Genomic DNA, 13,986 nt, shown 5'->3' with positions numbered 1-13,986 from the left:
CGCACCAGTTAGGAGCGAGTCAGCAAATCATTCGCCGTTCGAATAAGATTTTTAGTGAACAAGATAAATATAAGGCACAATGGACTTTACTGAATAAGGAGTTAGGCAAAAAGCGTCGACATTTACCAGTACGAGAATTAATGAGGCAGATTCCAGATGTACTGTTGGACTGAAGCCATGCTTGCTCATGAGTCCTTTATCAGTTGCTCAATATCTCGATACTCAAGCAAATTTTGATGTAGTGATTTTTGACGAAGCATCACAAATCCCAGTTTGGGGTGCGATTGGAGCACTGGCAAGAGGAAAACAGTCAGGTTATTAAAAATGGATCTTGACGACAATGAAGTTTCTTTTGCCGTAAAAGCAGATGTCACAAATATTAAAAAAGATGACTACGATGATGAAGATGTCACAGTAGAAGTTCAGGGGGGTGATGTTGATGGTTTTGAAATCCTAATGGTATATCTTTCTGGTAAAGTTGATTTTAATACGACAAAAACACTAACTGATCGTACAGACTATCAAGATAAAGATGAGTTCGAACAGGTTGTTAAGTGGCAATTTGTTGATGTATAGATTTAGTATTTTCATTATAGTAATTTTTATTTAAGCAAGGCAGAGTCCTTGCTTAAATTTTGAGATCAACAGCTCAATAAGCATCTAAAAAAGTTTTTGGATTAAACTTAGATGAGGACTTGTTTAAACCAAATTTTGATATTTTTGTACAAGCTACCGTACAAGCTACCGTACAAGCTTACTAAATACCTAATACAACCCGATATGGTTTAAACCCCTCTAGTACAGCTTCAGCAACCAACTGAATGAAAGGCTCAGTTTTTCCATAAGCCATCCACTGATCCAAAGCTTCATAGTAGGCTAAGCGATTTTCGACCGTAATAACGCAAGGCGGATATCCAGCTTTAAGTAGCTCAAGGTTCATCAAGAGGCGTGAGGTACGCCCATTACCATCAATGAATGGATGAATGCCTACAAAATCTGCATGCACTTTAGCAGCTCGTTCAATAGGGTGAAGCTTGTGCGCTTCGGAATTATACCAATCCACGAGCTGAGCCATCTTATCATTCAAGAGTGTATAGTCGGGTGGAGTAATTGTAGCACCCGAAATCAATACGTTTTGTTGGCGATAGCGCCCTGCATTGTCATCATCAATATTTTTTAGAATAAGTTGGTGAATATTGCGAATTTGCCATTCAGAAAACGGTTCTTCTTTTCGAATAATATCTTCAACGTAGTAGATAGCATTTCTATGGTTGATTGCCTCGAAATGTTCTCGTAACGCTTTTCCACCAACAGTTATGCCTTCTAAAACGACTTTGGTCTCTAGCAATGTAAGTGTATTGCCTTCAATTGCATTTGAGTGATATGTCCAACGAACAATAAGATCTTCTTGTAGATTTTTTACAATTGCAGGGGAAAGAGGACGATGCTGATCTAATTTTGTTTTTAAAGCATCAATATTTTCAAACATAACGTTGTCCCTGAAATTGTACTATTGAATGATACATGAAAAAAACAAATACAAAAAAGATGATGTTATCACCTAATGCTTTGATTGGGTTGTAACGATGTTAGAACCGATATACCATTTGAAATGCTAATTGAGGATTTGAATAACTTCTCAAACTGATTCAATATACTAAATCTGATATAGGTCAAACATTACGTCACTAAATTTCAAATTATCAATTTGAAAAAGTGGATAGTATTTATACGGTATTTTTTACGGTAAAAGCTATTTTGTTTTAATTTTTTATTTATAAAAGTCAATAATATAGATATTTATTCTTGTGCGCGCTGAGCGCACCAATATTATTTTAAAAATATAGTAAAAAAATGAATGTCGTATGTTGCTGATATTGCATCTCATATACTCTAATTGTGCAAATTTTACTTATTGAAAAGAGATATTTCATTTTAAAGAGTAGAAATTCTAGTCTAATTGTATGAAAACTAGCATCAAGTGATGTAGATAGAGTTAATGGTTAAATTAGGTTAATAACATTAAGTAGCTTTAAGCACTGATCTGACTGAGCAAGAGCTAATCTAAGAATATAAATAGCTTAGGGAAAACCTAAATTAAAAAAATCTTTGTTCTATGAGCTGGTAACACTTAAAGCATTCAATTTATAAGGGTTAATAAAGACGACATCAGTTGTCGTTAAGTTTGAAATTAACGTATTCAGTCCATTTGATTTTTTGTAAATTAAAGTTAATCAAAACAACGAAAGAACAAGAAAAAATGGAACAACTAAACCCTTCAGATTTAAAGGCAATTTTACATTCTAAGCGTGCAAATCTGTACTATCTTGAACATTGTCGTGTCATGCAAAAAGACGGTCGTGTTTTATATTTGACTGAAGCCAAAAATGAAAACCAATATTGGAATATCCCGATTGCCAATACCACAGTGCTTATGCTTGGAACGGGGACATCCATTACGCAAGCCGCGATGCGCATGTTGGCCAGTGCTGGGGTACTCGTTGGCTTTACAGGCGGTGGTGGAACCCCTTTATTTATGGGCTGTGAAATTGAGTGGATGACGCCACAAAGTGAATATCGCCCAACCGAATATATGCAAGGTTGGATGCAATTTTGGTTTGATGAAGCCAAACGTTTAGACGTGGCAAAGCAATTTCAAGTCGCACGAATTGAATACATTCGCACAATTTGGGCTAAAGACCGAGATTTAAAAGAATATGGTTTTCATGTTGATGATTTAGATATTCAACAAGCGCTCAATGGCTATCGTGCAAAAGTGCCGTTGCAAAGTAAGGTTGGTGATTTATTGCTAGCGGAAGCTGCCACAACGAAATTGCTTTATAAAATTGCCGCGACTCGAACAGGGCTTAAAGATTTTAGTCGTAACCCTGAGCAGGGTGATTTAGCCAATGATTTTTTAAATCACGGCAATTATTTGGCTTACGGATTGGCTGCAACTACGCTTTGGGTGCTTGGGATTCCGCATGGTTTTGCAGTGATGCATGGTAAAACCCGTCGCGGGGCATTGGTCTTTGATGTGGCGGATTTAATTAAAGATGCCATTGTGTTGCCTTATGCCTTTATCTGTGCCAAAGAAAAAATGACCGAACAAGAATTCAGACAACAAGTTTTGCAAAAGTTTACCGAGCATAAGGCACTGGATTTTATGTTTGATCAAGTCAAAGCACAAGCTTGCAAAAATCATGATGTGGATGGGGATTCATTATGATTGTGACCTTTATTAGTCAATGCGAGAAGAAAGCAATCCCTCGCACACGGCGTGTCTTGGATGCTTTTGCTGATCGGATTGGGGATAACACATGGCAAACGGTGATTACCGAAGATGGACTCATTGCTGTTAAAAAGTTATTGCGTAAAACGGTGACCAAAAGTACTGCGGTGAGTTGTCATTGGATTCGGGGACGGCGTAGAAGTGAGTTGCTATGGATTGTGGGTAATCGGAATAAGTTTAATAACATTGGGGTTGTGCCAGTAAATCGAACATTAAAACAGCTAAAAATAGATTATTGTGATAGAAATTGGCACTCGGCAAGTTTTGTCAGCCAAGTCACTCGTATCGCTGCACTTTTTCATGATTTTGGAAAAATTAATCCATTTTTTGCTGAGAAATTAAAAAATGCTTCGAAGAGTAAAAAACCAGTAGCTGACCCATTTAGACATGAATGGATTTCTTTGAGATTATTTGAAGCTTTTGTGCGAAGTTGCGGTAGTGAAGATAAAGATTGGATTGATGCCCTTGTTTCACTCTCTGGGAAAGATCCAAATTTTTCTTGGATAGATCATGTTATTAAAGATGGAATAGACCAAGGCTCAGGCTCACCTTTTCAAAATTTACCAACCATTGCAAAACTAACAGCGTGGCTGATTGTGTCACATCATCGTTTACCGATACCGAATACTCAAGACAAAAGTTATGAAACGAATAAGTTTAAAACCGTTTTGAATGACTTAAAATTTAGTTGGTGCTATCCAAAACAATATGTCGATGGCGATAGTAATCAACAGAAAGAGATTAAAACATGCTGGAATATTCAAAAACAGCATATTCCTTTTAACAGTGAAACATGGTGTAGAGAAGTCAATTCATGTGCACGTAATTTAAAGCAATTGCTGAATCTTCCTCATTCAAATGGGCTTAATGATCCGTATGTGAGTCATCTTTCTCGGCTGACTCTAATGCTGTCAGATCATTATTATTCAAGTTGTGATCCTAATCCTAAATGGCATGATCCAACATATGAGCGTTTTGCTAATACAGATAAATTTGGTGTATTAAAACAACCGCTCGATGATCATTTGGTGGGAGTAAGTCAATCAGTAAGACAACTCATGGGTGCATTGACTCGACTAGATGCCTTATTTGATCGTTTACCTCAGCAAAAAAGTTTGGAAGGGAAGACCAATAATTCATATTACCAATGGCAAGATAAGTCTTATCAGTTAGCTCGAAAAATACAGAAAGATTATCCCAATCACGGTTTTTTTGGCGTGAATTTAGCTTCGACAGGTCGTGGTAAAACATTGGGTAATACGCGCATTATGTATGGGCTTGCTGATCCTGAAAAAGGAGCACGTTTTAATATTGCATTAGGTTTAAGAACATTGACCTTGCAAACGGGGAAAGCATTACGTCACAAACTTGATTTAGATGAAACTGATTTAGCCATCATGGTCGGTGGTGGAGCTGTTAAAGAAATCTTTGAGCATTATAGTCAGAAAGACTCAAAAGAAATTTTAGAAGAAAATATAGAGAATCTTGATCCCAAAAAAAATCAGTATATTGCGGAAAATATAGGGTCAGAATCATTAAGTGGATTCATCGATGACGAAACTTATATAGATTATGATGATCATGAACTAGATTTTGAAGGTATTCTTGATCAGCAGCATATGTTTGCCAAATGGTTAAGGGGAAATCATCAAATTAGAAAAATGCTGATGAGTCCAATTTTATGTTGCACGATAGATCATTTGATTCCTGCAACCGAAAGTACCCGTGGTGGCAAACAAATTGCACCGATGTTACGTTTAATGTCTTCAGATTTAGTCCTTGATGAACCTGATGATTTTTCCCCTGAAGACTATTATGCATTGACTCGTTTAGTGCATTGGGCGGGTTTGTTAGGTAGTCGTGTATTGTTGTCATCGGCAACGCTTACACCTGCCGAAATTAATGGTTTGTATTTGGCGTATAGTTCAGGGCGAAAATTTTATAATGCCAATCGTACACAAGCAGACCAACCCATTATTGCAGCGTGGTTTGATGAAAATCCGAGTAGTATTTGTCATGAGGTTATTCCTTGTGATCAGCATATTAGTGACAGTCAAGCGAACGTTATCTTTAAAAAAGCTCATCTCAAATTTACGAAACAACGTGTTGAGTTCTTAAATCAGCAAGCGCACTACACTAAGCGACGCACGGTTGAATGGGTGGGTTTACCCCGAAAAATATCAGCGCAGGAGAAGTGGGAAAAAGTGTTTGCGGAAAAAATTCTGCAAACCACAATGTTTGCACATGGTGAAAATGCAATTACAGATCCTAATACAGGTAAACAATACAGTGTAGGCTTGATACGTTTTGCTAATATTGACCCTTTAGTGGAAATCGCTCAGCAATTATTAAAACAGCAAATTGATCCAAATATACGCATTCATATTTGTGTCTATCATTCACGTTTTCCATTGTTGATGCGTGCAAATATAGAAAAGTATTTAGACGAAATTTTAGATCGAAATCAAGCTAAACAGCCACACGATCATCCAATGGTGCAAGGATGGCTAAATCGATATCCAGAACAACAGCATATTATTTTGGTTTTAGCTTCGCCTGTCTGTGAAGTCGGGCGAGATCATGATTATGATTGGATGATCCTAGAACCATCGTCTATGCGTTCGATTATTCAGGCTTCTGGACGGGTGCGACGTCATCGCATAGAAGCTTATGACAAGCCAAATGTCTTTTTAATGGAAACCAATATTCGACATTTTAAACACCCTGATCGTAGTTGTTTTTCACGCCCAGGCTTTGAAGCGACAGGTTTTGAGTTTAAGGCGAATAGACATTTTTTAAATGGTATTACTAAAGATATTGATGATGGATTAATTCGAAAAGCTCATCTAGATCAATTAGACGCGATACCACGTTTGCAGCAACCGGGGGCAAACTATTTAAACAAATACTATGAAAAATTTGGTTATCCAAATTTGGTTGATTTAGAGCATGATCGCATGCACTCAATTTTATTGGGGCAAGGCATTAGCCCTGATATGCGAGTCAGTGGAAGTTTACCGATTAAATTTCCAACCTATGCTTTTTGGAATACACCGATTCATTATACGGGGATTTTGCAACGCTTAAGCCAATTTAGACAATCACAAGCAGAAAAGTTCATGGCATTTAGGGCTGAGGAAGACGAGGAAGCGTTAGGTCTTTATGCCTATAACGATAAAACGGGAAATTGGCTGTATGAAGAAAGTTTAATTCGACGAGTTGAGCTAAATGAAAATCCGCAGATTCATTGTTGGCCTAATCAGAATCCTCAACAGGCATTGCACAAATATTTAGAGGTCAATCCAAATGACAGAATTTGGAGTGAAAATTGTGGGCGCTATTTAAGTTTGAACTTACCCGAATTAAAAGACCTGCAAAAGTGGAAATACCATGATTGGTTAGGATTTATCAGGGAATAGCCCTGATAAATCTCGATTTCTAAGCTGCCTACATGGCAGTGAATAATCAAGAAAATTAAAGATATTTCTAAGCTGCATACATTGCAGTGAAGTAATTGTAATGTTCAATTTTGATTGTTCAAGTGTACGAAAAAAAGGCTTGAAATACGAATATTAAAAGTTTAAATTTTTATCATAAAGATAATTAAAGATAGGTAGAATTGAAGTGATGAATGAAGAAGTAGAACAAGTCGAGCCCGCGAGCATTCGTGAGTTAATCGAGCAATATATTCAAGGACGTTTGAATGAAAAGCTGGAAAAACTCAAAGCGGATGACACGGCAGAGCGTGACAAGCTGCTAGAAAAATATGAGGTAGAAACATGGTTGGAAGATGCAAGTCTACGTGTTAGCCAATTACGTTTGGCGACACATACACCCAAACAGCACCATCCTGATTCAAAAGCATCAGCTATGTTTTATAGCAATATGGACAAATCACATCACTATGTTGGTTCCCAAGGCATAAAACTAGATGCTGATGTGATTGGTAATGCTGCCGTACTTGATGTATTTAAGATGCTACGTTTATCTTTTCATGGTGCATCGTTACTTGAGCGGTTGTTAAATGCAAATCAGGAATTCATCTCAGCATTGTCTGTGAAATCTGAAACTGCACAGTTACGTTATGAACGCTTTTTAGCGTTCAGTCAGTTGCCAACAGAGCTCAATGCAGGATGCTTCTCTAAACAAGTGCTGTTTCCTGTGCAAGATGATGAATATCACACCTTAGTCATTTTATATCCGAGTTCATTAGTTCACCGAGCGTATCAACAGCTTTCTCATGATCGTTTTAGTGATGAGAGTAAAGCATTACGTGAAGCACGTTTTAAAAAAATACACCATGCCCATGAAAGCCGTGAGTATCCGAATCTCTTGGTACAAAATTTTGGTGGCTCTAAACCGCAAAATATTTCACAGCTTAATAGTGACCGACGTGGCTCCATGTGGCTATTACCGTCTATTCCGCCGACTTGGAAAGGTCAGCAGATTGAACTACCAAAACGGGGTTCGGTTTTTACAGGCTATTTAAGTAATCGTACAGACATTAAGCCTTTGTTACATAAAATCGTGGCTTTGTATCGTAAAGAAAATCGTCGTAATAACGATGAATTCCGTTCCCAGCGGGATAATTTAGTCTCTAAATTGGCGGATTGCATCATTGATATGAGTTTTGAAATTCAACAAAGTGCACCATCAGGTTGGACACTGGATTCTGATTTTAGTCGTGCAGAAAGCTTTTGGCTCGATTATGGCTACCGAGAAGAGCTCTTTGATAAAGAGGATGCCGAAGAATTGACGGAAGAAGAAGCCGAGTGGTTACAGGCTTATCGTGAACGAGATTGGCATACTGAAGTGGGTTATAACTTTGGCAAATGGCTGAATGAGATCTTCACTAAAAAAGGCAAGATTGTGGATCTAGACGATCATGAAGCTCGTGCATGGTCTTTAATTTTACGTGACAAATTACAACTGCTGAAAGAGGAGTTCGCCTAATGCGTCAGACTTATCCTAAAGCGTTGTATGTTGTACGTCTAAATGTTGAAAATGCATCGATTATCAGCAGTCATTTAACTTGGGGCTTCCCCGCACCAAGTGCATTTACTGGATTTATGCATCATTTACAGCGTCAGCTCAATCAAATTGCTGAATATGCAACTGTTGAATGTTGTGGGGTCGGGATTATATCGCATCAATTTACTCCTCAAATTACCAAGACAAATCAATTTCGTTACTCACCTTATCAACTCAATTTGGCTCGTCACCCACTGAAAGCTGATGGGTCTACACCTGCGATGATTGAGGAGGGGAAAGGACACTTTGAAGTGAGTCTACTCATTGGTTTAGCAGGAGATGGGTTAGACGAACATTTATCTGCGAATGATGAAGATTTATCGATTCAGACGCAAAGCTTATTAGATCAATTAAATCACTTGGTATATAACATGCGTTTAGCAGGTGGTTCTGTTTTCCCACATAAACGTGTTAAGGCTAAATTGATCAACTGGTCAGAACATGATGCGGTAGATAAAACCAAAAATCTGCGTCGGAGTGTATTACCAGGTTTTGCTTTACAGCATCGTCATGAGCTTTTGATTGCCCATCAAAATTGGTTGGCTCAGTATCCAACATATTTAGAAACTCAGAAGAATAGTCCTGATTCACTCGATACGTTATTGGATATTCAACGCTTCAATTTTGTAAGCACTGCTCAAGAATCATCAATCGATCAAGAATTAATCCACGGTGTTTGGACGTTACGACCACGCCCTGAACATTTAAAAGGCTGGCTCGTGCCGATACCGATTGGTTATGCCGCTTTAACAGATGTACAACCGCAAGGTGTGATTAAAGGATTACGTCATGATGACTATCCTGCCACCTTTGTAGAAACCTTAATAAGTTTAGGTGAATGGCAAAGTCCACATCGTATTGAAAATATTGTGGATATTTTATGGAACTACAACATCGAGCCTAAAAAAGGGGTTTATGAGTTGGTTCAACCATTTGCACATAAATCAGAACTCGACACGTCATTAACAGACGAAGAAACACATCATTCATTTGAATTTGAAACAGAAGAAGAGGAATTTTAATCATGGCTAAGAATGACAAATTAAAAACTGCATCAGTACTTTCATTTAACCGTCATCTTGATGCATCAGATGGCCGTATGTTTGCTGTAAATTGGGCGGATATTGCACAAGGAACAGGGAACACACCAATTTTAATTCAAACAAAATCGGTACGTGGTACGATTTCAAACCGCCCAAAAAACACTAAAGAAATTGATCCTGCTTATATTGATGCAGCCGTTAATAAAGCAAATTTACAAACGGTAGATGTTGCTGCTTTACCACAAGGTAAAGATACTGTTGCAGTGACTTTTAGCTTACGTGTATTGCCAAATGTAGGTCGTCCATCTGCATGTAATGATGCTGCATTTGCTGAACGCCTTGAAGCTGTGGTATCAGGTTATGAAGCAGCGAATAAGTTTAGTGAACTCGCAAATCGTTATGCTGTGAATCTCGCGAATGGTCGTTTTTTATGGCGTAACCGTATTGGTGCTGAAAGTGTTACGGTCACAGTTGAGCGTTTGATCGATGGTAAAAGTGTAGAAAAATTAAGTTTTGATGCATTACAAAATCGTTTAAATGAAGCAACAGTACATCAAGATCAACACACTGAAATTCAAAAGCTTTCAGCTTGGGTTGAAGCAGGTTTAAATGGGCAGGAACATGTATTACTTAAAGTGACTGGTTTCTCTCGTTTAGGTGAAGGACAAGAAGTCTATCCATCACAGGAACTCATTTTAGATACGAGCAATTCCAAAGGTGCTAAGAGTAAAACTTTATATACTTTTGGCAACAATGAGGCTGGGATGCATTCTCAAAAAATTGGTAATGCACTACGTACGATTGATACATGGTATCCAAATGCAGATAAACCGATTGCAGTTGAGCCATACGGTTCAGTAACCTCGGAAGGTAAGGCATATCGCCAACCAAAAGAAAAACAAGATTTTTATAGCTTGTTTGATGCTTGGGTCAACGACAATAAAGCACCTGAACTTGAACAGCAACATTATGTGATGGCGGTTTTGGTTCGTGGTGGTGTATTTGGCGAGAGTGATAAATAATGAAGTATTATCTGGAATTAAAGTTTCTGCCAGATGATGAAATCTCAATTAACTTTTTATGGTCTAAAATTTATAAACAGCTACATCTTGCATTGGCTGGTTTAAAAGACGAAAACAGTAAGGTGAAAATAGGTTTTTCATTTCCTGATTATCGTTTTGATCCTAAAAAGAAAAAGGGATTTATTGGCGAAAAGCTACGTATCTTTGGCTTAAGTGAACAGGAATTAATTCAATTGGATGTGCCAAAATGGCTTAGCCGTTATTTGGATTATGTACATATTAGTTCTGTTAAAGCGGTGCCTTTAGAAAAAATCACTGATTATGCTGTTTACAAGCGTAAACAAGTGAAAAGTAGTGCTGCCCGCTTAGCACGACATGAGGAACGAAAAGGGCGTTTTAGTTATGAAAATGCCTTGGCACACTACGGTAAGTTTGTAAGAACGACTGATTTACCCTATATCAATATGTTGAGTGATAGTTCTTCTGAAGATCTAGAATTAAGTCAAAAGCACGCTTTTAAAATCTTTATTGAAAAACAATCTGCTGAAAAATCTGAAACACAGGTTTTTAGCACTTATGGATTAAGTTCGGTGTCATCTGTACCCGAATTTTAACCCAATATTTTTTAACTCTTTAACAGCTTAATAAAATCAATAGGTTATGATAGTGGTTTAAAACTTGGGTCTTGTAGAGGATTTAAGGGTTAAATCACTGTTATAGCTTTATTTTTTGCTTTAAAATTACTGTTCACTGCCATGTAGGCAGCTTAGAAATAATACTTCTTCTCTATATTTTAGTACGTCATGTTCACTGCCATGTAGGCAGCTTAGAAATTTCCCACGCGCTCCAGACCATCAAAAAGCCTGTTCACTGCCATGTAGGCAGCTTAGAAACGCACGCAAAGCAGCATATTCAACGCCAAGCAAGTTCACTGCCATGTAGGCAGCTTAGAAACTGATCTAAATTCACAGTAAGCTCATGTGAAGGTTCACTGCCATGTAGGCAGCTTAGAAATGTTCGATCTCGTTTGATCTATGAATCTTGCTGTTCACTGCCATGTAGGCAGCTTAGAAAAGCCTGAACTTTTTCACCCCAGTAGCCTGGATGTTCACTGCCATGTAGGCAGCTTAGAAATAACAAATTTTTTCGGTGATGGTGATTCAGTTGTTCACTGCCATGTAGGCAGCTTAGAAATATTCCACAAGCGGTAAAAAATTGGGAAATGAGTTCACTGCCATGTAGGCAGCTTAGAAACTTCCAGTCTTTACGCTTAAGCTTATCAATCAGTTCACTGCCATGTAGGCAGCTTAGAAAAGTGACAAATGCGAACTCAGTTATAAAAGATAGTTCACTGCCATGTAGGCAGCTTAGAAATGTTAATTTTGGCTCACAAGGTGTTATTACAAGTTCACTGCCATGTAGGCAGCTTAGAAAGTCAGGATTGAAAGTAGTTCCCTCACTTGTGCGTTCACTGCCATGTAGGCAGCTTAGAAAAGGTGGTGCTGTTGTTGTTTCATACAATCCTAGTTCACTGCCATGTAGGCAGCTTAGAAATATGTGAAGATTTAAAAACCGACTTCTATGAAGTTCACTGCCATGTAGGCAGCTTAGAAATATTTCATGAAGCAAGCCATTGGACAGGAAATGTTCACTGCCATGTAGGCAGCTTAGAAACCGAATCCCATGTTGCATCTTCAGGGTCTTGCGTTCACTGCCATGTAGGCAGCTTAGAAAAGCTGGCAAAATTGCCCATTCTACAGCACAGAGTTCACTGCCATGTAGGCAGCTTAGAAAATAGGAAGTTAAAGGATTTTAAATACTCACCAGTTCACTGCCATGTAGGCAGCTTAGAAATCCTAGCCCTGTTAACCACAGGGTATTTTTTTGTTCACTGCCATGTAGGCAGCTTAGAAATTCGCAATCTGATCCTTTGCAATATTCTTTGCGTTCACTGCCATGTAGGCAGCTTAGAAAACTTCGGGGAATTACATCACACGGCGACACACGTTCACTGCCATGTAGGCAGCTTAGAAAGTTTTGACGATGAATAGCATGTTGACTTAACAGTTCACTGCCATGTAGGCAGCTTAGAAATACACCTTTACTAGCAATAATTGTTAGCATTGGTTCACTGCCATGTAGGCAGCTTAGAAAGCATTGGTTCGCATTTGGTCTGCTATTAACTTGTTCACTGCCATGTAGGCAGCTTAGAAAATGCTTGCAGAACAGGTTGTGTCAAACAACAAGTTCACTGCCATGTAGGCAGCTTAGAAAATGTTGATTCTGTATGGTCTTTTCGCTTCATCTGTTCACTGCCATGTAGGCAGCTTAGAAATAACCGTGCGGACGCTCTAATCATGGCGTTTAGTTCACTGCCATGTAGGCAGCTTAGAAAGTTTTCTTCTTGTGCGCACTTTGCACATCCTTGTTCACTGCCATGTAGGCAGCTTAGAAATATTGTTTGTGGTCCGATTAAACCATCCGCATGTTCACTGCCATGTAGGCAGCTTAGAAATAAAAATGAATGCACTGGAGCGAAGGGAAGATGTTCACTGCCATGTAGGCAGCTTAGAAATTGCTGATTGGTGGGATGAATCACAAAATACAGTTCACTGCCATGTAGGCAGCTTAGAAAAAAGTGAGCAAGGTTTGTTTGTTGTCTTTGCAGTTCACTGCCATGTAGGCAGCTTAGAAAGTGAGTTCCGATATGTTTAACGGCTATGTTACGTTCACTGCCATGTAGGCAGCTTAGAAAAGTGGTTGAGACACCTTGCCCTGCGACACCCCGTTCACTGCCATGTAGGCAGCTTAGAAATCCTTCTTCAAGGTTGCACAGCTCATTCAATTGTTCACTGCCATGTAGGCAGCTTAGAAAATTTCCCCTGTGTTATGTACTCTTATTACATTGTTCACTGCCATGTAGGCAGCTTAGAAATTACTAAATCCAAGCACCCCCCAAAAAAGCACGTTCACTGCCATGTAGGCAGCTTAGAAATAATTTTTTTACTGGATGTGAATGCATTTTAAGTTCACTGCCATGTAGGCAGCTTAGAAATTGTAGCCAACGGCGGAACGGTGATGACTGAGGTTCACTGCCATGTAGGCAGCTTAGAAATCCAAAGATAGGGATTGGTCCTTGATGTAGATGTTCACTGCCATGTAGGCAGCTTAGAAAAACTAATTCGCAATTTTCTTTTAGCGGGATAACTTCACTGCCATGTAGGCAGCTTAGAAAGCAGGTCGCTATCAGTTTCTAGAACCAACCTGGTTCACTGCCATGTAGGCAGCTTAGAAAAAGCATAGCGATAGCATCCATGTAGACGCATGGTTCACTGCCATGTAGGCAGCTTAGAAAATCAATGTCAGCAATGGCTGTGTAAGGTGCTAGTTCACTGCCATGTAGGCAGCTTAGAAATAATGCATCTTTAATGAGGCGCTTCACAGTGAGTTCACTGCCATGTAGGCAGCTTAGAAAATAAAAAAAATGAAAAATTAAATCTAAAAGAAGTTCACTGCCATGTAGGCAGCTTAGAAATTTGTCATCCCAAATACGTGCGTAGGAATCTTGTTCACTGCCATGTAGGCAGCTTAGAAAATC

Annotated in this window: 8 protein-coding genes, 1 pseudogene and 1 CRISPR repeat array; of the genes and pseudogenes, 8 read left to right on the top strand and 1 reads right to left on the bottom strand. The window is 38.7% G+C overall.

What is annotated here, in order from left to right:
- Positions 1–2: 2 nt before the first annotated feature.
- Positions 3–313 (top strand): annotated as a pseudogene (locus AC1M9I_RS03185) (DEAD/DEAH box helicase family protein); the annotation flags it as partial.
- 11 nt (positions 314–324) lie between these two features.
- A complete protein-coding gene (locus tag AC1M9I_RS03180) occupies positions 325–576 on the top strand; it encodes a hypothetical protein (protein WP_481610664.1) in 252 nt (83 codons plus the stop codon).
- Between the two features lie 181 nt (positions 577–757).
- Here AC1M9I_RS03180 and AC1M9I_RS03175 read toward each other — a convergent pair whose 3' ends face one another.
- Positions 758–1,489: a Fic family protein gene (locus tag AC1M9I_RS03175; protein WP_481610663.1), complete on the bottom strand. Its 732-nt coding sequence runs from the start codon at positions 1,487–1,489 to the stop codon at positions 758–760.
- A 771-nt stretch (positions 1,490–2,260) separates the two neighbouring features.
- Between AC1M9I_RS03175 and cas1f the strand changes: the two genes are divergently transcribed.
- From cas1f to cas6f, 6 genes are all read left to right on the top strand, one after another.
- On the top strand, positions 2,261–3,229 hold the full coding sequence (gene cas1f, locus AC1M9I_RS03170; RefSeq protein ID WP_481610662.1) for a type I-F CRISPR-associated endonuclease Cas1f: 969 nt from the start codon (positions 2,261–2,263) through the stop codon (positions 3,227–3,229).
- Positions 3,226–6,711 carry a type I-F CRISPR-associated helicase Cas3f gene (gene cas3f / locus AC1M9I_RS03165; protein ID WP_481610661.1) on the top strand — a complete coding sequence of 1,162 codons (3,486 nt, stop codon included), beginning with the start codon at positions 3,226–3,228 and terminating at the stop codon, positions 6,709–6,711. The genes cas1f and cas3f overlap by 4 nt, the downstream gene beginning before the upstream one ends.
- Positions 6,712–6,919: 208 nt before the next feature.
- The gene (csy1, locus tag AC1M9I_RS03160; RefSeq protein WP_481610660.1) at positions 6,920–8,245 is read left to right on the top strand and encodes a type I-F CRISPR-associated protein Csy1; all 1,326 of its coding nucleotides are present in this window, start codon (positions 6,920–6,922) and stop codon (positions 8,243–8,245) included.
- Positions 8,245–9,345 (top strand): type I-F CRISPR-associated protein Csy2, encoded by a 1,101-nt coding sequence (gene csy2, locus AC1M9I_RS03155; RefSeq protein ID WP_481610659.1) that lies wholly within the window; start codon positions 8,245–8,247, stop codon positions 9,343–9,345. Before csy1 ends, csy2 begins: the two co-directional genes overlap by 1 nt.
- Before the next feature lie 2 nt (positions 9,346–9,347).
- Entirely contained in the window at positions 9,348–10,388 is a 1,041-nt protein-coding gene (gene csy3 / locus AC1M9I_RS03150) for a type I-F CRISPR-associated protein Csy3 (RefSeq protein ID WP_481610658.1), read from the top strand.
- Positions 10,388–11,002 carry a type I-F CRISPR-associated endoribonuclease Cas6/Csy4 gene (gene cas6f / locus AC1M9I_RS03145; protein ID WP_481610657.1) on the top strand — a complete coding sequence of 205 codons (615 nt, stop codon included), beginning with the start codon at positions 10,388–10,390 and terminating at the stop codon, positions 11,000–11,002. Before csy3 ends, cas6f begins: the two co-directional genes overlap by 1 nt.
- A 131-nt stretch (positions 11,003–11,133) precedes the next feature.
- Positions 11,134–13,983: direct repeats of the CRISPR family, unit length 28 nt; unit sequence GTTCACTGCCATGTAGGCAGCTTAGAAA.
- Positions 13,984–13,986 lie beyond the last annotated feature (3 nt).

It is taken from the genome of Acinetobacter sp. ANC_7553, from assembly GCF_056779895.1.
The sequence above is the reverse complement of the archived record's forward strand: the minus strand, read 5'-3'. Positions and strand labels throughout refer to the sequence as shown.